Below are 21,171 nucleotides of genomic sequence, written 5' to 3'. Positions count from 1 at the left end.
ACGCCCGGGATCACCCCACATTTTCTCCGCATGAGCGGACCCGCGGCGACGCGGGACCATGACTTCGTACGCACCACCCGTTTCTGATGGGTGGTGCGTGCTCATGCGACCGTTCCGGGGTGATCCCGTCATGAACAGACACCGACGCCCGCCGAGGGAATCCCCTCCGGCGGGCGTCGGTGTTGTGTGTGCGGCTGCTCCCCCGCTCCAATGTCTCTGCGAGAGTTGCGGATTCACCGATCGCGCTAGAAGCGCGGGTGCTCCCCGAGCAGGGTGACGCGAGAGTCGTTGTCCGAGCGGTCACTCGCGCGCTTGACGGTGCCGAGGACCCAGTTGTCGACGTGCCGTGCCGTCAGCACGGCCTGCGCGCGGTCGGTGTCCTCCGGCGCGACGACCGCCACCATGCCGACGCCCATGTTGAAGGTGCGTTCCATCTCGAGCTGTTCGACACGGCCGCGCTGACCGATGAGCGCGAAGATCGGGGCCGGCGTCCACGTGTTGCGCTCGAGCTCGGCCACGAGCCCGTTCGGGATCACGCGCGCGAGGTTCTCGGCGAGGCCGCCGCCGGTGATGTGCGCGAATGTACGCACGTCAGCCTCGGCGATCAGGGCCAGGCAGTCGCGGGCATAGATCCGGGTCGGCTCGAGCAGCTCCTCGCCCAGGGTGCGACCGAACTCCTCGACATGACCGAACAGGTCCATGTGACCCCACTCGAGCAGCACCTTGCGGGCGAGCGAATACCCGTTGGAGTGCAATCCCGACGACCCCATGCCGATGACGACGTCGCCGGCGCGGACGCGGTCCGGGGTGAGCACGTTGTCGGCCTCGACGACACCGACCGCGGTGGCGGACATGTCGTAGTGGTTGTCCTGCATCAGGCCGGGGTGTTCGGCGGTCTCGCCGCCGAGCAGGGCGCAACCGGCTTCGACACAACCGTCGGCGATGCCGGCGACGATCTGGGCCACCGTTTCGGGGACCACCTTGCCGACCGCGATGTAGTCCTGCAGGAACAGCGGCTCGGCGCCGCAGACGACCAGGTCGTCGACACACATTGCGACGAGATCGCGGCCGACGGTGTCGTGCTTGTCGATGGCCTGCGCAACGGCGAGCTTGGTGCCGACGCCGTCGCTGGCAGCGGCCAGGACCGGCTCCCGATAGTTGCCCTTGAGTGCGAACAGACCGGAGAAACCGCCGATCCCGCCGAGAACCTCCGGACGAGACGCACGCTTGGCATGGGGCGCGATGAGTTCCACAGCCCGCTCACCGGCGTCGATGTCGACCCCGGCCGCCGCATACGACGCCGGTGTCGAGCTCCCGGCCGTCTCGTCGGCAGCAGCATCCCGCTCCGTCATCACCGCAGCACTCCCGTTCCAGAAAATCTCGGTCGAACGTTGTTTCCGGCGTGTTCGCCGACGGGTCATACGGTACCGGAGGGCCTACGGCACGAAATCAGGGCCGCATGACCGCGCTGACGTTGTCGTTCGGCTGGGTCAGCGGGTCCACCGAGCGGTCGCCGGCCGCGCTCGCCAGCATCTGTTCGAGGACCGCCTTGCCCATCGAGGTTTCCTTGGGCAGCTCGATCGGGTACTTGCCGTCGAAGCACGCAGCGCACAGGCTCGACGCGGCCTGCCCGGTGGAGTTGATCATCTCGTCGATGCTGATGTACCCCAGCGAATCGGCACCGATGGCCTGCCGGACCCCCTCGACCATTCCGGCCTCGGACTCCATGCCGTTGGCGATCAGTTCCGCCGGGGACGCGAAGTCGATCCCGTAGAAGCACGGCCACCGGACCGGGCTCGACGCGATGCGGACGTGCACCTCGGCGGCACCGGCCTCGCGCAGCATCCGGATGAGCGCGCGCTGGGTGTTGCCGCGCACGATCGAGTCGTCGACGACGACGAGCCGTTTGCCGCGGATCACCTCGCGTAACGGATTGAGCTTTAGGCGGATACCGAGCTGGCGGATCGTCTGCGACGGCTGGATGAAGGTACGGCCGACGTAGGCGTTCTTCATCAGTCCCTGGCCGTACGGAATCCCGGATTCCTGGGCGAACCCGACGGCCGCCGGCACGCCCGACTCCGGTACCGGGATGACCAGGTCACCGTCGGCGGGGTGTTCCTTGGCGAGTCGGCGACCGATCTCGACGCGGGTCGAATGCACCGAACGACCGTGGATGACCGAGTCGGGACGGGCGAGATAGACGTATTCGAAGACGCAGCCGCTGGGGGTCGGCTCGGCGAAGCGCGTGCTGCGCACGCCGTCGGCGTCGATGGCCAGGAGCTCGCCCGGCTCGATGTCGCGGACGAACGACGCACCCACGATGTCGAGGGCGGCGGTCTCCGAGGCGACGACCCAGCCGCGGTCGAGGCGGCCGAGTGACAGCGGGCGCACACCGTGCGGATCGCGCGCGGCGTAGAGCGTGTGCTCATCCATGAAGGTCAGGCAGAACGCGCCCTTGAGGGTGGGCAGCAGTTCCATCGCGGCCTGCTCGATCGAGCTGTCCGCGGCGCCGTGCGCGAGGAGCGCACCGACGACATCGGAGTCCGACGTCGCCGCCGAACTCTTGATCCCCTGCTCGCGTGCACGCGCCGCGAGGTCCGCGGTGTTGACCAGGTTGCCGTTGTGGCCCAGGGCGACGCCGGTCCCGGCGTCGGTGGTGCGGAAGATCGGCTGCGAGTTCTCCCAGGTCGTCGAGCCGGTGGTGGAGTACCGGCAGTGGCCGATCGCCACATGCCCGCTCATCGCACCCAGGGTCTGCTCGTCGAAGACCTGGCTGACGAGTCCGAGGTCCTTGAACACGACCACCTGGCTGCCGTCGCCGACGGCGATGCCCGCGGCTTCCTGGCCGCGGTGCTGCAGGGCGTAGAGGCCGTAGTAACTCAGCTTGGCGACGTCCTCGCCGGGCGCCCAGACACCGAAGACACCGCATTCCTCACGCGGTTCGTTCTCGAGATCGTCCAGCGGGGCCGGATTGATCGCACCCGAGCCGCGTGCGGAGCATCCGCCCGCCGGCGTCGTGGCAGCGAGCAGGTTCATGTGGGCGATCGAATGATCAGGCATCGACTAGCTCCCTGGGGCTGCGAATCGGTCCGTCGAGTGGGCTGGGAGACATGCGTGAGTTTACGGGTCGGTCGGCTCCCGATGCGAATCTTCCAGCGGTGTCGACCGGCGGGTCATTCCCGACGCCCCGGTCGAGTGATGCATCACACTCCTACTCCCGGTCGCCCGGCGGGCCGATCGGGATGAGCGGCAGCAGGTCGGCGATGAGTGCCGCGCGATGCCCGGACGCATCCACCAGGCCCGCGGCGAGGGCGTCGTCGTAGGTGAGGACACCGGTGACGAGGAGCAGCCAGGTCCGCGGCGCCATCTCGACGACGTTCGGCGGCGTTCCGCGGGTGTGACGGGGACCTTCGATGCACTGGACCGCGACGAACGGGGGCATCCGGACCTCGACCGAGTTCCCGGGGGCGAGCTGCTCGAGTGTCCGGGCCGATCGACGGACGGCGTCGGCGAGGGCGGCGCGTCCCGGGGTCGGCACGGTCGGGTCGACGAGCCAGTCCGAGACGGCCAGCACCGCGGCCCGGACCTCGGCGGGGTCCACTCTCCTGCGTGGTGGCACCCGGCCATCTTCGCAAGGGGGTTCGCGCCGATGCGGATCGGGCAGTATTGACCGCATGGGAGCCGAGGTGTCCAAACAGCAGTTCACCGGCGAGGACCGGGTTCGTTTCCGGCGTCAGGTGGGTCGCGGCACGGAAGCGATCGCGCGGATGCTCGCCGACGGGCTGTTCACCGATCAGGGCCGTCCGCCGAAGCCGTTGCTCGGCATGGAGGTCGAACTGAACCTCGTCGACGAGGACATGCAACCCGCGATGGCGAACGCCGCCGTCCTCGAGGCGATCGCCGATCCGGACTATCAGACCGAACTCGGCCAGTTCAACATCGAGATCAACGTCTCGCCGCGACCGTTCACGACCGACGATACGATCTCGCTCGAGCAGGCGTTGCGGACGTCGCTCAACCGGGCCGAGCAGCGGGCCGCACAGACGTCGAGCCACCTGGTCATGATCGGCATGTTGCCGACACTGAAGTCCGAACACTTCGCGCATCACTGGATCTCGGCGAACCCGCGCTACGACCTGCTGAACGAGCAGATCTTCGCCGCCCGCGGCGAGGATCTCGAGATCGACATCACCGGCGTCCCGCTGACCGATGGACACCACACCGAGCACCTGCGCACCTCGACCGATTCGATCCTGCCCGAGGCGGCCTGCACCTCACTACAGCTTCACTTGCGGGTGGCGCCGGAAGACTTCGCCTCGCACTGGAATGCGGCACAGGCCATCGCCGGGGTGCAGGTCGCCCTGGCCGGGAACTCGCCCTTCCTCGCCGAGACCGCGTTGTGGCACGAGAGCCGCATCCCGGTCTTCGAACAGGCCACCGACACCCGGCCGCTGGAGCTGAAGAACCAGGGTGTCCGGCCGCGAGTGTGGTTCGGAGAGCGGTGGATCAACACGATCTTCGACCTCTTCGAGGAGAACACGCGCTATTTCCCCGCGCTCCTCCCCGTCTGCACCGACACCGACCCGCTCGCCGAGCTCGACGACGGACGCATCCCCACCCTCGACGAACTGCGTCTGCACAACGGGACCGTCTACCGCTGGAACCGTCCGGTCTACGACATCCACGAGGGACAGGCCCACCTGCGCGTCGAGAACCGCGTGCTGCCCGCCGGTCCCACGGTCGTCGACACGATGGCCAACGCCGCCTTCTACTACGGCGTCGTCCGAGGCCTCGTCGAGTCCGACCGTCCGCTGTGGTCGCGGATGTCCTTCAACGCCGCCGCCGAGAACCTGCAGTCCGGCGCCCGCACCGGCATGGAGTCGCAGCTCTACTGGCCCGACGTCGGCTGGGTGCGACCCGACGAACTCGTCCTGCGCCGACTTCTGGCGCTCGCCGAAGACGGGCTGCGCCGGTTCGGCGTCTCCGACAAGGCCCGCAAGCGCTACCTGTCGGTCATCGAGGGACGCTGCATCTCCCGCCAGACCGGGTCGGTCTGGCAACGCCATGCGGTCGCAGTCCGCGAACGCGCGGGTGAGAGCCGGACACAGGCGCTGCACGGGATGCTCCGCGACTACGTGACCCAGATGCACGAGGGCGAGCCGGTGCACACCTGGGAGGTCTGACACCCGCCTCGGCGCTCGTCGACGGACCTGCTTTAATGGAAACAATTTCCATTAAGGAGGCTCCGTTGAAGGTCCGTGCATCCATCCGGTCGTTGAAGAACCAACCCGGTTCACAAGTGGTCAAGCGCAAGGGGCGCATCTACGTGATCAACAAGGGCAACCCCAGATTCAAGGCGCGCCAGGGCTGATCGTCGAGCACTCGCCGCCCAGAATGCTATCGTCGCGGCCGAGCAACTCCGCTGGAAACGACATTCGTGCTGCGACTGCAGCATCAGGGTCCCCGCGTCGACGGGCGGCGTCGAGTAGTCACACAGACGGCAGGAACTGCGCGCTCAACTCGAGGCGCGGCCTGCCGTCGTGGCGATGATGCCGCCCGACCCAGACAACGTGGTCGTCGTCCCGCGAGATCCTACCGGCGCCCACCGACAAGTTCCCGCAACGCAATGACTCTGATTCATATTGCCGGGCAATTGTTTTCGTGGCTAGACCCGCCGGACTCGTGTACACTCGAACGTACATTCGCTGCAACGGTTCTCGGGGGGAGGTCACCGTCATGTCCGGCATCACACACACCGACGACGCGTCCGTGCCGGCTCCCCGGGTGGTCGAGTTGGTGGCTGATCTGCATCGCACCCTGGACAAACTGCAGTCGGTGGATTTGTCGCCGTGTACCGATGCCGAACTGGCCGAGGTGGCCGCGGAGACCGAACGCGCCATCGCGCGTCTGACCGTCGCCGGAGACCGGCAGATCGATCAGGTCGAGGCCCGCGACCTGCCCCGCAAGACGGGGTGCCGAACCCTCATGCAATTCATGACACACCGGCTACGAGTCTCGAACCCGATGCGGCGTCGCAAGCAGATGGACGCCACCGCCCACCGCACCAGCCTCGGCGGCGAGGTCCTACCACCTGAACATCCGTGCCTCGCTGAGGCTTTCGCACAAGGTTCTGTCGGCTCTGCGCATGTGCAGGCCGTCCTCGATGTCCTCGACCAGATCCCTCATGGAACTGACCACGATGTGAAGGTCGCGGCTGAGCGGCAGATGGCCGAGATCGCCGCCGACCACACCCCGGCTGACATCACTCAACTCGGTGCGCGGTTGCTAGCTCATCTCGATCCTGACGGCACTCTGGCCGACGATTCGGAACGCAAGAGGCGCCGCGGCCTGTGGATCGGTCGGCAACGCGCCGATGGCACCGCGAAGATCTCGGGCACGCTGACTCCCGAACTCCACGCCCGGTTGTCGATGATGTTCGCCGTGTGGGGCAAACCCGGACTCAACAACCCCGACGACCCCGACTCGCCCAGCGGACCGGCCGGTGCCGCCGACCCTGACGCCCTGGCCGCGGCAGTCGACCGCGACGGTCGCACTCTCGCCCAGACGAATCATGATGCGCTCGACGCCGCCCTGGCCGCGGGCTTCGCCGACGGGACACTCGGCACGTCGCACCGAGGCCTGCCCGTGCAACTGATCATCAAGACCGACCTCAACGACCTCATCCGCGAAGCCGGACTCGCCACCACCGCCACCGGAACCCTGCTGCCCATCCGGGACCTGATCGCGATGGCCGGTGAGGTCCAGCCGTGGTTGGCGATCTTCAAAGACGCCACCACCGTCCCCCTACATTTCGGGCGCGGCAAACGCCTCGCGACCCGCGAACAACGCCTCGTCTCCTTCGCCCGCCCCGACGGGGAAGTGTGCTCGGCACCCGGCTGCGACCAACCCGCCACCCACGTCGAACTCCACCACGCCCAGAAGGACTGGGCAAAAGGCGGTCTCACCGACATCGACGACCTCGCACCCGCCTGCCCGCGACACAACCGCATGGTCGGTGACCAACCCGGCCGATACACCACCCGGGTAGTACGCGACGGACCGGACGAAGGCCGCTGCGCCTGGCGACTCAACGCCGAACCCGGCGCACCACCCAACCCCGAACACATCAACCGCCGACCCGACATACCCAAGCGGTTGCAGGCCCACCTGGAACAGGTTCGGCGAGAGATCCACGGACGCACCACGTCCGGCGATGAGCCACGCCCACATCACGCGCGCCGATCATGGTTGAAAACCAGCCACGTCATCGACGTCCGACCACCCCGCCCAGGACCACTCACACCCCGGCCGTCCCTCGTCGAAGCGCACCTCATGGAGTTACTCGCCACTCGATGACTCGCGCTTGCGGATCACATCGCCCGCCGTCGCCGAGTGCGGCTACTTCTGCGCGCAGAGCCCCCGGCCCGTCACGAGCGGGAGGTCGAGCGCGGTTACCAGGCCGGGTTTCGCATCGACCACCGCCGCAACGGAATTGACCAGTCTCATCGCGGTGACGATCATCCCGGACACGTTGTGGTCGCCGTTCTCACCGTGGTGCCCGAACTCGACCGTCATCTCCGGTTCGCCGGAGATGGCGATGCGGTAGCAGCCGTCGCCCTCGTTCGGGGTCGGCCAGTCCGGGCACTGGTCGGGGTGGGTGCGCGTATAGTGCTCCAGCACAATGCGATCCACGCCGTCGACCTGACCGGCGACCTCGAACCGGACCGCGGCCATCGTGCCCTTCGGGATCTCGACGGACACCGTCGAGTAGTCGCGGTCCGCCTCGACCCGCTCGACGCGTTCCACGAGCGGCTCGTCGAGCACGAGGTCGAGTCCGGCGGCGATCTGTCGCACGACACTCCCCCACCCCATCGACAGGATGCCCGGTGCGAACAGCAGCGGCGTGGCGTCCAGGGGCTGCCCGAAGCCGAACAGGTCACGCATGACGACGGGCTGATAGTAGGTCGAGTAGTCGGCGATCTCCTGGCAGCGGATCTCGTCGATGCGCTGGGAGAGACTCGTCATCGCCAGCGGCAGTGCGTCATTCGCGAAACCCGGGTCGATGCCGTTGACGTGGAGGCTCGCGCCACCCGCCGCACCCGCGGCGGCGATCCGATCCAGCAGCGAGTCGGGCAGGATGCCATGGGGGAACTGCAGGACCACCGGCCCGCTCGACACCACGTTGATCCCGTTCTCCACGAAGAAGATCAGATCCTCGATCGACTCCATGACGCGGTCGTCGGTCATCGCGGTGTGCACGATGCAGTCGGGTTTCAGGGCGATCAGCGCGTCGCGGTCGCCGGTCGCCGCGACACCCAGCTCACGGTCGAGACCCGCGAGTTCGCCGGCGTCCTTGCCAACCTTGGCGGGGTCGGACACCCACACACCCACGAGTTCGAGGTCGGGCCGGGCGTCGATCCCGGCGATGGCATGTCGTCCGACGGTTCCGGTCGACCACTCGACCACGCGCAATGTCATGCGATCCAAACTAGAACACGTTCCACTTCGCCGTGCCGATTCGGCGAGATGCGCCTCGCTAGAGTCGGGAGCTGTGACCGCGACGTCGCCCCCGGACCCCGCCGCCCCGATCCACATCGACCACGACGGCCATCGGACGATGCTCAAGTGGCACCGCGGCCGGCGGCGCGCCGACGACACGGCGTTCACCGCGACCCGGATCGTCGAGGGCATGCGGCTCGGCGCGAGTATCGAGATCGATCTGGTGATCCACGCCGAGCGCGGTTTCGCCGTCCTGCACGACCGCACGGTCGACCACGCCACCACCGGCACCGGCGTGGTGTCGGCGCTCCCGGCGTCGTATCTGCGGGAACTGTCCCTGCGGGACAACCGCGGCCGGCCCGTCGACGAGCACGTCCTCCTGCTCGAGGACCTGACCGAACTCTTCGACGGCGTCGACATCGCGCCCACCGCGTCCCTCCAGCTCGACTTCAAGGAGGACGACGCCGCGCTCGATCCCGAGGCCGTGGCGGTGTTCGCCCGCAGTGTCGCGTCCCACGCTCGGCACTACATCTTGTCGTGCGGCGACGCCGCGGCGGTCGACACGTTGACCTCGGCCGCACCGGGCATCCGGATCGGTTACGACCCTTGCCATCACGGTGCCGCCGACGCGGCGATCCGCTCCGGGGACTTCGACGGCTTCGTCGACCGCGCGGTGGCGGCATCGCCGGAGGCCGAGATGGTGTACCTGGAGAACCGGCTGATACTGGCGGCCGACCACCGCGGCCACGACCTGATCGGCGCGTTCCACGAGCGCGGTCGGCTCGTCGACGGGTACACGGTGACGCGGGTCGGACCGCGCGTCATCCCGGACATCAGGCGACTGCTGGAGTTACGGGTCGACCAGATCACGACCGATGATCCCGAGGCCCTGGCGACGCTCGACCTCGATGCCCCCGCACGTGATTCCGGTTCGCGGCTGGTGCGCTGGATCCGCGGCAGCAGCCGACGCTCAGACGTGCAGTGACCAGAACGGTTCGACAGGGATGTTGCGGACGGCGAACCAGGCCAGCACGACCACCAACACGACGACCCCGGAGTAGCGGAGTTGCTGCCAGCTGCGAACCCGGCGGCCGGTCCACAGTCGCAGGCAATAGGCGCCGAAGGCGAAGAGCAGCAACCCCATTGCGAGCACCCCGACGGCGTTGTAGTGCATCGCCGCCGGGACATCGCCGTGCAGCAGCGAGTAGAGCGCCCGTAGCGACCCACAGCCCGGACACGTCACCCCGAAGATCAGCTTGGTCGGACAGACCGGCAGGGTGCCACCAGGCGTCGTCGGATCGCCGAACCACACGGCCGCGCAGACCATCCCGGTACCGGCGACGACGGTCGCCGGCCCGAGATACCGGTGCTTCGAGAGAGCCGAGGCCCGTCCGAGGACGGCCCTCTCGAAACGCTCAGTACGTGGACGTGGACGCGGAGGCGCCGAGGAGGATGACGAAGAGGACGACATAGACGATGATGATCAGGACCCAGATGATGACCGACGAGATCGCACTCCACATCGCCCACTTCTTGGCCTCGTCGGCCGCCTTCTGCGCACCGGCGTAGTCGCCGGCGGCCCACAGCTTGCTGACCGAGGTCGACTTCACGATCGACACGATCCCGAGCGGCAGACAGCAGAGCACCGTGGACAGGATCGCCCACACGAGGTTGTTGTCCGGTTCCGGGCCGGCCGGATTCCCGCCCGGGAACCCGGCGTACGGCTGCTGTCCGTAGCCACCCGCGCCGTAGTTCGGCGGCTGGTTCGGATCATTGGGGTAGCTCATCTGCGCCCTTTCGACTCGGTCAGAGAACTCCAGGAGCGTAACCGTTCGTCACCGGTCGCGACATGCCTGGAAACGATATTGATTCCATTGACATACAACGGAATCCTCGCAGGCCGGACCGTTGCGCGATGCAACTAGGCCGTGCCCTAGACCGTGTCGCCGAACAACCTCGGGAGGGTGCCCTCGTGCGCCTCACGGAGTTCGGCGAGGGGCACCGAGAAGTAGTCCTGGACCTCGACGGCGTCGCTGCCCTGGTCGACCACACCGATGCGTGTCCACGGCATCGAACGCGCGTCGAGCATGGCGGTGAACCGCGATTCCTCGGTGCGCGGGACCGCCACGAGCACGCGCCCGGCAGACTCGGAGAACAGCCAGACGAACGGGTCGGCGTCCTCGGGCGGCAGGAGGCGGCAGCCGGTCTCGCCGGCCAGGGCCGCCTCGACGACGGTCTGGATGAGGCCGCCCTCGCTGAGATCGTGTGCCGCGGAGATCAATCCGTCGCGGGACGATGCGGACAGGATCTCGGCGAGCAGACGTTCGCGTTCGAGGTCGACCTGCGGCGGGACGCCACCGAGGTGGTCGTGACTGACCTGGGCCCAGATCGAGCCGTCGAACTCGTCGCGGGTCTCGCCGAGCAGGATGAGTGTCTCGCCGGGTTCGGTGCCGATGCCGGTCGGGATGCGGCGGTGCACATCGTCGATGACACCGAGGACGCCCACGACCGGCGTCGGCAGGATGGCCGTCGCGCCCGTCTGGTTGTAGAAGCTCACGTTGCCGCCGGTGACCGGGATGCCGAGCTGGGCGCAGCCGTCGGCGAGTCCCCGGACCGCCTGCTGGAACTGCCACATCACCGCCGGGTCCTCCGGCGAGCCGAAGTTGAGGCAGTTGGTCACGGCCTTGGGCGTCGCACCGGAGACGGCGACGTTGCGGTAGGCCTCGGCGAGCGCGAGCTGCGCGCCGCGGTAGGGATCGAGGAAGGTGTAGCGCCCCGACGCGTCGGTCGCCAGCGCGATGCCGCGTCCGGTCTCCTCGTCGATGCGGATCATCCCCGAGTCGGCGTGCTCGGCCAGGACGGTGTTGCCGCGCACGTAGCGGTCGTACTGGTCGGTGATGAACTTGCGGCTGCACAGCGCGGGCGAGGCGAGCATGGCCAGCAGCGTCTCGCGCAGCTGGTCGGGTGTGCTCGGGCGCTGCAGCGGTTCGGTCGTCGACGCGATGACCGTGTCCTGCCAGTCAGGCCGGGCGACGGGACGCTCGTAGACCGGACCGTCGTGGGCGACGGTGCGCGGCGGTACGTCGACGACGGTCTCGCCGTGCCAGGTGATGACCAGCTGATCGCCGTCGGTGACCTCGCCGATGACCGTCGCGAGCACATCCCACTTGCGACAGACCTCGAGGAATTTCTCGACGTTGTCCGGGGTCACGACGGCACACATGCGTTCCTGCGACTCGCTGGAGAGCACCTCCGCCGGGGTCATGCCCTCGGCGCGCATCGGCACCTTCTCCAGGTCGATGTGCATGCCGCCGTCACCGGCTGCGGCGAGTTCGCTCGTGGCACAGGACAATCCGGCACCGCCGAGATCCTGGATGCCCACGACGAGTCCGGCGTGGTAGAGCTCGAGGCAGCACTCGATGAGCACCTTCTCGGTGAACGGGTCGCCGACCTGGACGCTGGGCAGCTTCTTGCGATTCGGACCCGAGCCCTCGGAATCGTCAAACGTCTCCGACGCCAGGACCGAGACACCGCCGATCCCGTCGAGGCCGGTGCGCGCACCGAACAGGATGATCTTGTTGCCCGCGCCCGAGGCGAAGGCCAGGTGCAGGTCCTCGGTGCGCAGCACGCCCGCGCACAGCGCGTTGACGAGCGGGTTACCGGCGTAGCTGGCGTCGAAGACGGTCTCACCGCCGACATTGGGCAGGCCGAGGGAGTTGCCGTAGCCACCCACGCCGCGCACCACACCGTCGACGACGCGCCGGGTGTCCGGGGCGTCGGCCGGGCCGAAGCGCAGCTGATCCATGACCGCGATCGGGCGCGCGCCCATGGCCATGATGTCGCGCACGATGCCACCGACTCCGGTGGCGGCGCCCTGGTACGGCTCGACGTAGCTCGGGTGGTTGTGCGATTCGACCTTGAAGGTCACCGCCCATCCGTCGCCGATGTCGACGACGCCGGCGTTCTCGCCGATGCCGGCCAGCATGCTCGCGCGCATCTCGTCGGTGGTGGTCTCACCGAAGTAGCGCAGGTGCACCTTCGACGACTTGTAGCTGCAGTGCTCGGACCACATGACCGAGTACATGGCGAGCTCCGCGTCGGTGGGCCGGCGACCCAGGATCTCGCGTATGCGCGCGTACTCGTCGTCCTTGAGACCGAGTTCGCGGAACGGTTGCGGATGGTCCGGGGTCTGGGCAGCGGCTGAGACGGTATCCACCTGGGCACTCACTCGAACAAGTCTAGGCGGGCGCGGGCGGTTGCGGCCGCCGGGGCGCCTCGGGTACGCACCCTGGGAGATCTGCGACGGATGTCACGCCGGTCTAGCGATACTCTGTCTCCGGCGACCGCCCCGGGTGTGTCGTCGTGGTCCCCGGGGAGAACGGTTCGGGGTCGGGGTGCGGGATGGGACGACACAGGGGGAAACGATGGCCGATGTCCGCAAGGCGAGGGCACTCTTCGAACTCGGCGTCCTGTCCCTGAACATCCCGGTCGAAGGTCAGGAACCGGTCGACAATCCCGCGCAGGCCGCCAAGGCCTTTACTCGAGCGACCGAATGGGACCCGGCCCTGGGCGACGCCTGGATCGGCCGGCTGGCCTGCGGCGACAGCAGCAACGAGGTCCTCCTGGGCCTCTATCGTGCCCGCGGGTCGATCGGCGCGGAGCAGCGCCGGCTCGGGCTCCCGCCCGGCACGATCGCGGGGCGCTGGTACACCGGGATGCTGATCGACTTCCCGGCGTCGAATGCCGTCGAGGCGACCGCGGCCTACGCGGCCAGTCTGGTCCGCGGCGCGGACTTCGCCGGTGCGGAGGAGGTCCTCGACGAGGTGCCCCCGGCGCACCGCGTGCCGATCGTGGATTTCGTCCGCGCGTTCCTGCACTTCGCCACCCAACGCTGGCCCGACGTCCTGACCTCGCTGACCAGGTCCGACCGGTGGAATGACCCGTACATGCAGGCCGTCGCCGACTTCATGGCCGGGACGTCGTGCGTGCATCTCGGCATGTACGGCGAGGGCATGCGGCGCCTGCAGAACGCGGTCGACGGCCCGATCCCGTCCTGTTCGACGCAGGCGATCTTCGTCTACGGCCTCGCGCTGCGCGAGCAGGGTCACGAGGAGAAGGCGAAGTCGATGTTCGAGCAGGCCTACGCCCGTGACCCGTCGCTGACCGGCGCGGCCGACGCCATCCGGTCGCCCTCCTACCGGATGCCACCCACGACGCCCGAGCAGATCGCCGAGCGCACCGACCGGTGGGACCCGAAGTCGGTGCCCGATCGCGCCGAGTCCCTGGTGTCGACCTCCGGGGACCCCGCTGAACAGAATTCGCTGGTGACCGAGGCGCAACGGGAACTGGCCGAACAGATCGGGCTCGAGTCGGTCAAGCAGCAGGTGGCCAAACTGCAGTCCACCGCGACCCTGGCGAAGGTCCGCGCCGACCGCGGGCTGTCGACGTCGGCCCGCAGCCTGCACCTGGCTTTCACCGGACCACCCGGCACCGGCAAGACGACCGTCGCTCGCATCGTCGCCAAGATCTACTGCGGCCTCGGCTTCATCAAGTCCGACAAGGTCGTCGAGGCCACCCGCCGCGACATGGTCGGTGAACACCTCGGCAGCACCGCCATCAAGACCGCGGCGCTCATCGACTCCGCGATGGACGGCGTCCTGTTCATCGACGAGGCGTACACGCTCATCCAGCAGGGGCTGTCCGGCGGCGACGCGTTCGGTCGCGAAGCCGTCGACACCCTGTTGGCCCGGATGGAGGACGACCGTGACCGGCTGGTCGTGATCATCGCCGGCTACGACGCCGAGATCGATCGGTTCCTCGCCTCCAACGACGGACTGGCGTCGCGCTTCGCGCGCCGGGTGCGGTTCGACTCCTACACTCCCGACGAGCTCGCCCGCATCGCCGATTTCATTGCGCGCAAACGTGATTCGTCGTTGACGCGGGAGGCGATGCTCGAGATCGAGCAGGCGTGCGCTCCGCTGTACCACGACGTCCGCGAGCATCAGGGCACCGCGCGGCGCGCCACCGATCTCGCCGGCAACGGCCGTTTCATCCGCAACATCATCGAGGCGGCCGAGGAGGAGCGCGAGTTCCGGCTCAGCACCGCAGGCGACTTCGACTCACTCAGCCAGGACGACCTGATGCGCATCGAGACCACGGATGTCCGGGCCGCCATCTCGGGCGTGCTCTCCGGCCTCATGCGCTGACCGCACCCCATCCCATCCCGCACCACCGGGTCACCACCCGGACCGCTTCCCGAGGAGTTCCGTGATGTCTGTTCCCGCCCGCCGATCCCGCCCCGCGGAGCTGGCCGCGGGCCTGTCGATGGCCGCGATGATGATGCTGGCGATCGGTGCGTGTTCGTCCGACGATGCCGCGCCCGCGCCTTCACCCGACAGCGCGGTCCCGACCACGAGCGCCACCGAGACGAGCAGCCCCGCCACATCTGCGGACAGCAGCCGGGCCAGTGCGTCACCGTCGCGCGGCTCCGAGTCCGGTTCCGATACCGGGTCCGGCTCCGCGTCGACCATGACGTGCACGGAGTTCCGCGAACTCGACGATGCCCGGCGGGCGGCGGTCCTGACCGATCTGGACGTGACCGACAATGTCCAGCAGGTGGCCACCGTGGCGGCGACGGTCTGCCTGACGCGGCCCGACGACACCATCTCCGCTGTCGTCGCCGAACTCCTCCCGCGCTGATAGTTTCACCAGCTATGAGCAACAGTCCGTGGGCCCTGCTGCACGGGCCGCTGTTCAGTCGGGACAACCCGCTCGAACGCAAGCACGCCGCGCCGCGCATCAGTGCCTACATCTACGGCAACATCCTGATCCTGGCCGTGCTCATCCCGTTGCACGTCGAGGACGACTTCGTCGGTATCGCGATCCTCGCGGGCACCGCCGCGTCGACCTTCATCGCGCACGTCTTCGCCGAGGGCGTCGCCCGGCGCGTGTCCGACGGCAAGGTCGAGCCGACGCGATCGGAGGTACTCGGTCATCTCCGCGACTCGGTGCCGATCCTGACCTCGGCGCTCCTACCTTGCGCGATCCTGCTGCTCGGTCTGATCGGCTGGATCGAGCCCCGCACCGCCCAGCTCGTCGCGGAGATCGTGATCCTCCTGCGCATCGGCGGCACGGTCTTCGTCATCGACCGGCTCAACAACGAACGACCGAGTCGGGCAACGCTGTTCAGCTCCGGCGCGGTCACGCTGGTGGCGACCGTGATCGTCGCGATCAAGGTCGTGGTCACGCACTGAGGCGCTCGGACGTCAGCCGCCGGCACCCTCGGTGGTGACCGTGAGGATCGCCTCGGTGAATTCCGGCCGGCAGATGACGAGGTCGGGCAAGTAGGTGTCCTCGTTGTTGTAGACGAGGGGCGAACCGTCGATCCGCCCGCACCACAGACCCTTCGCCTTCGCGACGGCGACCGGCGCGGCCGAATCCCACTCGTATTGACCGCCCGCATGGACGTAGGCGTCGGCCTCGCCGCGCACCACCGCCATCGCCTTGGCCCCGGCGGACCCCATCGGCAGCACCTCGCCGGCCATCGCCGCGGCCACCTCGTCGGCGAACGCCGGTGGGCGCGAACTGCTCACGACGACGCGCGGGACCCCGGTCCGGGGCCGGGACGCCAGGCCTTCCACGGGCTCGACGGTGGAACCGTCGTCGAGGTAGGTCACCCCGAGGGCCGGCAAGGCGACCGCACCGGCGATCAGCCCGTCGTCGGCCGACCACAGCGCGACGTGCACGGCCCAGTCGCTGCGACCGCCGCCGGGTTCGTAGGTGCCGTACTCGCGCGTGCCGTCGACCGGATCGATGATCCACACGCGCGACGCCGACAGCCGCGACTTGTCGTCAGCCGACTCCTCGGACAGCACCGCGTCGTCCGGACGCTCCTGTGCGAGGCGCCCGAGGATGAACTCGTCGGACCGGCGGTCGCCCTCCTGACCGAGCTCTTTGCCCGTCAATCCGCTGGAGCGTCGGATGTCGAGCAGGAGTTCACCTGCGGCGGTGGCCAGGGCACCGGCCAGGGCACGATCGTCGGTCACGGGGTTTCCTCTCGGTCGGGATACCGGTGGCAGGACGCGGCGCTTCGCGCCGGACGGCTATGAGGCTGCGCTCACAGACCCAGGTTACGCAGCACCAGGTCGGCGACCTCGGACGGCGGGCCGTCGTCGGGGGTGACGTGCAGATCCGGGTCGGACGGACGCTCGTAGGGCGAGTCGATGCCGGTGAACTGACTGATCTCCCCCCGCCGCGCGCGGTCGTACAGCCCCTTCGGGTCGCGTCGTTCGCATTCGGCGAGCGGGGTGTCGACGAAGATCTCGTAGAACGGCAGCCCGCGCTCGGCGTGGATCTCCCGGGCCCGCTGCCGTTCCTCGGCGAACGGGCTGATGAGCGAGACGATCGCCACCGAACCCGAGTCGGCGAACAGCGCCGCCACCTCGCTGGTCCGGCGGATGTTCTCCCGACGGTCGTCGTCGGAGAAGCCCAGATCCGAGTTCAAGCCGTGCCGCAGGTTGTCCCCGTCCATCAGGTACGCCGGACGCCCCTCGGCGACGAAGCGCCGCTCGAGTTCGACCGCCAGCGACGACTTCCCGGAGCCGGACAGACCGGTCAGCCAGATCGTCGCGCCGCGGTGCGCACGATGCTCACGCCCGACCTTCGTCGCCTGCCAGACGACATGACTGTCGTGACTCACCGGCGCCGTGATCATCCCCGCACCGACGGTCCGGTTGGTCGCCTCGTCGATCAGGATGAAGCTGCCCGTGTCGCGGTTGCGCCGGTACGAGTCGAAGGTCACCGGCTCCTGGGTGTGCAGGGTGACGCGCCCGATCTCGTTAAGCGACAATCCTTCCGCGTCCTCGTCGCGGTGCAGCGAGTTGACGTCGAGGCGATAGTTGAGCCCGTTGACCTGCGCGCGGGTCAACCGGGTTCCGCAGAGCAGCTGATACCGGTTGCCCGGTCGCAGTTCGGCGTCGTCGGCGAACCAGCACACCATCGCGTCCAGGTCGCGTCCCACGTACGGCCGGTTGTTGGGGCGGGCCAGCATGTCGCCGCGCACGATGTCGATCTCGTCGGCGAGTTCGACGGACACGGCCATCGACGCGAAGGCCTCGTCGATCGGCTGGCCGCCGGGCGCCCAGATCTCGGTGATGGTCGTGCTGAAACCGCTGGGCAGGACGACGATCTCGTCGCCCTTGGCGAGTACACCGCCGGCAACGGTGCCCGCGTAGGCGCGGTGGTCGGCGCCGTCGCTGCGCTGCGGCCGGATCACGTACTGGACGGGCAGACGGGTGTCGATCAGGTTGCGGTCGGAGGCGATGTAGACGTGCTCGAGGTGATTCAGCAGCGGACGCCCCTCGTACCACGGCATCGCCGCGGACTGTTCGACGACATTGTCGCCCCGCAGCGCCGACATCGGGATGAACGTCAGGTCGACGACGTTGAGCTTGGTCGCGAAATCGACGAAGTCCGCGCAGATCTCGTCGAACCGCTCCTGCGACCAGTCGACGAGGTCCATCTTGTTCACGCAGACCGTCAGGTGCGGGATGCCGAGCAACGACGACAGGAAGGCGTGCCGCCGCGTCTGCTCCAGCACGCCCTTGCGGGCGTCGACGAGGATCATCGCGAGATCGGCGGTGGAGGCGCCGGTCACCATGTTGCGCGTGTACTGCACGTGCCCCGGGGTGTCGGCGATGATGAATTTCCTTCTGGGCGTGGCGAAGTACCGGTAGGCGACGTCGATCGTGATGCCCTGCTCGCGTTCGGCGCGCAAGCCGTCCGTGAGCAACGCGAGGTTCGCGTACTCGTCCCCGCGCTCGGCGCTGGTGCGCTCGATCGACTCGAGCTGATCGGTGAAGATCGCCTTCGAGTCGTAGAGGAGCCGACCGATGAGTGTCGACTTGCCGTCGTCCACCGAGCCCGCGGTCGCCAGACGCAGCATCTCGGTCGCGCCGCCGGCGGCGATGAGGTCGCCCATCAGAAGTAGCCTTCCTTCTTGCGGTCTTCCATCCCCGACTCGGAGATCCGGTCGTCGGCGCGCGTGGCGCCCCGCTCGGTCAGCCTCGTCACCTCGATCTCTTCGATCACCTTCATCACGTCGTCGGCGCCCGACAGCACGCAACCGGTGCACGTGGCGTCGCCGACGGTGCGGAACCGGACCGTCTCGGTCCGCACCTCCTCACCCGGGAGCTCCTGCAGGAAGCGGGTTTTCGCGAGCAGCATGCCGTCGCGCGGGATGACCTCGCGCTGGTGCGCGTAGTAGATCTCGGGTAGATCGATGTTTTCCGCCGCGATGTACTGCCAGATGTCGAGTTCGGTCCAGTTCGACAACGGGAAGACCCGGATGTGCTCGCCCTTGGCGTGCCGTCCGTTGTACAGCCGCCACAGTTCGGGCCGCTGCTCGCGGGGGTTCCATGCGCCGAACTCGTCTCGGAAGCTGAACACGCGCTCCTTCGCGCGCGCCTTCTCCTCGTCGCGCCGGGCGCCGCCGAACACGGCGTCGAACCGGTTTTCGGTGATGCCGCGCAACAGCGCGGCCGTCTGCAGCCGGTTGCGGCTGGCACCCGGCCCGGTCTGTTCGACGACCCGTCCCGCATCGATGTCGTCCTGCACGGAACTGACGAGCAGGCGAACCCCGGTCTCGGCGACCACGCGATCGCGGTACTCGATCACTTCGTCGAAGTTGTGCCCGGTGTCGACGTGCATGAGCGGGAACGGGATCGGCGCCGGCCAGAAGGCCTTGCGGGCCAGATGAAACATCACCACCGAGTCCTTGCCGCCGGAGAACAGCAGCACCGGACGCTCGAAGGTCGCGGCGACCTCGCGGAAGATGTGCACCGATTCGGCCTCGAGCGCCGCGAGATGCGAGAGCTCATAACCGTGGTGACGACGACGCCGGTCCTCGGTGTCGTCGGGACGACGTCCGTCGTCGGCGTCGATGGTGATGGCCACCGGAGCAACCCCCTTGACATGTCGAATATTCGACACTATGTGTTGACAATGTGACACAAACCGTAGGTGACTTCTCCGACGCGCGTCAACCGGCACGTGCGGCGTCGCCACCGACCGCCCGGGTCGTCCGCATCGTCGAACTCCTCGCCGACGCCGAACAACCGGCGCTGACGCTGGCCGAGATCGTGCGTCAGACCTCGATGTCGCGCGCCACCGCGCACGCCGTCGTCTCCGAACTCGTCGACTGCGGATGGCTGATCCGGGACCCGTCGGCCGGCACCTTCGGCGTCGGACCGGCCTTCGTCGGCCTCGTCCGGAACGCCGACGGCGCGGACCACCTCGTCCGGTGGGCGGCGTCGGCGGCGCGCGACCTGTGCGAACGGTTCGACGTCCCCTGTTTCGTCGCCCGACGGACCTCGGCCGACGCGGTGACCCTGGCGTCGCACGCCTTTCCGCCCCACCTGGCACCGGAAACCGCGCAGCATCCCTGGTTGCGCAACGGCAGCCGCATCCGGCTCCGCCCGCCGATCTGTCGGGAGTTCATCGCCTTCGACCCGGACGACGCCCGGTCGAACTGGATCGGCCAGGCCGCCGAGTCCACCCGCACCCGGCTGGGCATGGTGCTCGACGTCGTCGCCGAACGCGGCTACTCGATCGAGCGCATGACCGACGACCACGTGGCGATGATCGAGGCCCTGAGCTCCCTCGACACCATGTCGGACACCCTGCGCGCGCGGGTCGGCGACCTGCTCACCGAGCTGTCGGTCATCGATTACCTGCCCGAGGAGATCGACGCCTGCGCGGCCGACGGCACGGGGGTACCCGTGGTCACCATCGGTGCCCCCGTCTTCGACTCCGCCCGTCGGGTGGTCGCGGCGATCGTCGTCTGCCCGAACACCACCCTCGACGTCGACGAAGTGCGCCGACTCGGCGAGGCCACGCGTGCTGCCGCCGACGGCATCTCGAGTCATCTCAGCTGAGGGGCGGGTCGACCGAACGAATGAACACTGCGCCCGGAAATACCCACGAAACGGACTTCCTGCGGAAAACTGACCGGTGATCACGACACGTCACCGTCGCCACCAGCAAGGGAGTCGAGATATGCCCAGCACCAAGACGATCACCCGGTTGGCCGCCGCCGCCATCGCTCTGACCTCGGCTGCCGGGCTCGGCGTCGCGGCCACCGGCGACGCGAACGCGGTGTCCCGCGAGTATCCGCTGTCGACCTGCGTGGGCCTGAGCCCGAACGTCGTCGACGTCCCGTTCCTGGCTCGACGCACGATCGTGAGCACGTATGCCGGCAACGCCTACATCGCTGCCGACTTCACCAGCTACTTTCCCGGCGGCTACCAGTCCTCGGCCCGCCTGGACTGGCACAACCTGGCCACCGGCAAGCGCGGCTCGAAGGTCAGCAACGTCCGCGTGAACCCGCCGTACCAGGGCGTCCACTACTTCGTGATCCCCGTCAACCAGATCGGCAAGGGCCGGGTGAACGTGACCTTCAGCGCGGTCAACCGGAACGCGCTCTGGAGCGTGCCGTCCACGAGCTGCAGCGGGAGCATCGTCATCCCCTGAGCCGGACCGCCACCGATGACTTCCGGCGGCACCCTGCTCAATCCGGATCCACACCCACTGGTCCCTGATCCGAAAGAAGCGACCCCATTGCTCCCTGAGGTGTGAGGAGCGATAGCGACGAGCCACGAAGGGCCTGGTGAGACA

At 68.2% G+C, this 21,171-nt stretch carries 20 protein-coding genes; 9 read left to right on the top strand and 11 right to left on the bottom strand.

The window, feature by feature from the left end:
- Window positions 1–245 precede the first annotated feature (245 nt).
- The 3 genes from purM to KB201_RS04125 form a co-directional block, all read right to left on the bottom strand.
- Window positions 246–1,352, bottom strand: a complete 1,107-nt coding sequence (gene purM / locus KB201_RS04135; RefSeq protein WP_065629158.1) for a phosphoribosylformylglycinamidine cyclo-ligase — start codon at window positions 1,350–1,352, stop codon at window positions 246–248.
- 97 nt (window positions 1,353–1,449) lie between these two features.
- The gene (purF, locus tag KB201_RS04130) at window positions 1,450–3,060 is read right to left on the bottom strand and encodes an amidophosphoribosyltransferase (RefSeq protein ID WP_065629157.1); all 1,611 of its coding nucleotides are present in this window, start codon (window positions 3,058–3,060) and stop codon (window positions 1,450–1,452) included.
- Between the two features lie 151 nt (window positions 3,061–3,211).
- A complete protein-coding gene (locus KB201_RS04125; RefSeq protein WP_068972216.1) occupies window positions 3,212–3,619 on the bottom strand; it encodes a sterol carrier family protein in 408 nt (135 codons plus the stop codon).
- A 55-nt stretch (window positions 3,620–3,674) separates the two neighbouring features.
- Here KB201_RS04125 and KB201_RS04120 point away from each other — a divergent pair, with 55 nt between their 5' ends.
- From KB201_RS04120 to KB201_RS04110, 3 genes are all read left to right on the top strand, one after another.
- The gene (locus KB201_RS04120) at window positions 3,675–5,183 is read left to right on the top strand and encodes a glutamate--cysteine ligase (protein ID WP_205334152.1); all 1,509 of its coding nucleotides are present in this window, start codon (window positions 3,675–3,677) and stop codon (window positions 5,181–5,183) included.
- Window positions 5,184–5,248: 65 nt separating this feature from the next.
- Window positions 5,249–5,371 carry a type B 50S ribosomal protein L36 gene (gene ykgO, locus KB201_RS04115; RefSeq protein ID WP_033205406.1) on the top strand — a complete coding sequence of 41 codons (123 nt, stop codon included), beginning with the start codon at window positions 5,249–5,251 and terminating at the stop codon, window positions 5,369–5,371.
- 365 nt (window positions 5,372–5,736) lie between these two features.
- A complete protein-coding gene (locus KB201_RS04110; protein WP_211538456.1) occupies window positions 5,737–7,356 on the top strand; it encodes an HNH endonuclease signature motif containing protein in 1,620 nt (539 codons plus the stop codon).
- Between the two features lie 42 nt (window positions 7,357–7,398).
- Here the strand turns inward: KB201_RS04110 and KB201_RS04105 are convergent, their stop codons facing one another.
- Window positions 7,399–8,478 (bottom strand): diacylglycerol kinase, encoded by a 1,080-nt coding sequence (locus tag KB201_RS04105; RefSeq protein WP_211538455.1) that lies wholly within the window; start codon window positions 8,476–8,478, stop codon window positions 7,399–7,401.
- A 139-nt stretch (window positions 8,479–8,617) separates the two neighbouring features.
- Between KB201_RS04105 and KB201_RS04100 the strand changes: the two genes are divergently transcribed.
- Entirely contained in the window at window positions 8,618–9,484 is an 867-nt protein-coding gene (locus tag KB201_RS04100; RefSeq protein ID WP_249145115.1) for a glycerophosphodiester phosphodiesterase family protein, read from the top strand.
- On the opposite strand, the gene KB201_RS04095 is transcribed toward KB201_RS04100, so the two are convergent.
- The 3 genes from KB201_RS04095 to purL all read right to left on the bottom strand — a co-directional run bounded on the left by KB201_RS04095 (window position 9,470) and on the right by purL (window position 12,727).
- The gene (locus tag KB201_RS04095) at window positions 9,470–9,826 is read right to left on the bottom strand and encodes a DUF2752 domain-containing protein (RefSeq protein ID WP_211538453.1); all 357 of its coding nucleotides are present in this window, start codon (window positions 9,824–9,826) and stop codon (window positions 9,470–9,472) included. The genes KB201_RS04100 and KB201_RS04095 overlap by 15 nt on opposite strands.
- Window positions 9,827–9,914: 88 nt before the next feature.
- The gene (locus KB201_RS04090; protein ID WP_211538452.1) at window positions 9,915–10,286 is read right to left on the bottom strand and encodes a CD225/dispanin family protein; all 372 of its coding nucleotides are present in this window, start codon (window positions 10,284–10,286) and stop codon (window positions 9,915–9,917) included.
- A 146-nt stretch (window positions 10,287–10,432) separates the two neighbouring features.
- On the bottom strand, window positions 10,433–12,727 hold the full coding sequence (gene purL, locus KB201_RS04085) for a phosphoribosylformylglycinamidine synthase subunit PurL (protein ID WP_211538451.1): 2,295 nt from the start codon (window positions 12,725–12,727) through the stop codon (window positions 10,433–10,435).
- A 196-nt stretch (window positions 12,728–12,923) separates the two neighbouring features.
- Between purL and eccA the strand changes: the two genes are divergently transcribed.
- The gene (eccA, locus tag KB201_RS04080; RefSeq protein WP_211538450.1) at window positions 12,924–14,705 is read left to right on the top strand and encodes a type VII secretion AAA-ATPase EccA; all 1,782 of its coding nucleotides are present in this window, start codon (window positions 12,924–12,926) and stop codon (window positions 14,703–14,705) included.
- A gap of 30 nt (window positions 14,706–14,735) precedes the next feature.
- Here the strand turns inward: eccA and KB201_RS24760 are convergent, their stop codons facing one another.
- A complete protein-coding gene (locus tag KB201_RS24760; RefSeq protein ID WP_249145090.1) occupies window positions 14,736–15,029 on the bottom strand; it encodes a hypothetical protein in 294 nt (97 codons plus the stop codon).
- On the opposite strand from KB201_RS24760, the gene KB201_RS24755 reads away from it, so the two are divergent.
- Window positions 15,028–15,198 (top strand): hypothetical protein, encoded by a 171-nt coding sequence (locus KB201_RS24755; RefSeq protein WP_249145089.1) that lies wholly within the window; start codon window positions 15,028–15,030, stop codon window positions 15,196–15,198. The genes KB201_RS24760 and KB201_RS24755 overlap by 2 nt on opposite strands.
- A 14-nt stretch (window positions 15,199–15,212) precedes the next feature.
- Window positions 15,213–15,752, top strand: a complete 540-nt coding sequence (locus tag KB201_RS04070; RefSeq protein ID WP_211538448.1) for a hypothetical protein — start codon at window positions 15,213–15,215, stop codon at window positions 15,750–15,752.
- A 12-nt stretch (window positions 15,753–15,764) separates the two neighbouring features.
- On the opposite strand, the gene KB201_RS04065 is transcribed toward KB201_RS04070, so the two are convergent.
- The 3 genes from KB201_RS04065 to cysD all read right to left on the bottom strand — a co-directional run bounded on the left by KB201_RS04065 (window position 15,765) and on the right by cysD (window position 19,440).
- Complete coding sequence (locus KB201_RS04065; protein WP_211538447.1) at window positions 15,765–16,544, bottom strand: 3'(2'),5'-bisphosphate nucleotidase CysQ; 780 nt, start codon at window positions 16,542–16,544, stop codon at window positions 15,765–15,767.
- Window positions 16,545–16,615: 71 nt separating this feature from the next.
- Window positions 16,616–18,478 carry an adenylyl-sulfate kinase gene (gene cysC / locus KB201_RS04060; RefSeq protein ID WP_211538446.1) on the bottom strand — a complete coding sequence of 621 codons (1,863 nt, stop codon included), beginning with the start codon at window positions 18,476–18,478 and terminating at the stop codon, window positions 16,616–16,618.
- Complete coding sequence (gene cysD / locus KB201_RS04055) at window positions 18,478–19,440, bottom strand: sulfate adenylyltransferase subunit CysD (protein WP_211538560.1); 963 nt, start codon at window positions 19,438–19,440, stop codon at window positions 18,478–18,480. Before cysD ends, cysC begins: the two co-directional genes overlap by 1 nt.
- 62 nt (window positions 19,441–19,502) lie before the next feature.
- Between cysD and KB201_RS04050 the strand changes: the two genes are divergently transcribed.
- Window positions 19,503–20,432: an IclR family transcriptional regulator gene (locus KB201_RS04050; RefSeq protein ID WP_065629147.1), complete on the top strand. Its 930-nt coding sequence runs from the start codon at window positions 19,503–19,505 to the stop codon at window positions 20,430–20,432.
- Between the two features lie 121 nt (window positions 20,433–20,553).
- Window positions 20,554–21,027, top strand: a complete 474-nt coding sequence (locus KB201_RS04045; protein WP_058252577.1) for a hypothetical protein — start codon at window positions 20,554–20,556, stop codon at window positions 21,025–21,027.
- The last annotated feature ends 144 nt before the right edge of the window (window positions 21,028–21,171 follow it).

The organism is Gordonia sp. SCSIO 19800, from assembly GCF_018132775.1.
Lineage (GTDB): Bacteria > Actinomycetota > Actinomycetes > Mycobacteriales > Mycobacteriaceae > Gordonia > Gordonia hongkongensis.
The sequence above is the reverse complement of the archived record's forward strand: the minus strand, read 5'-3'. Positions and strand labels throughout refer to the sequence as shown.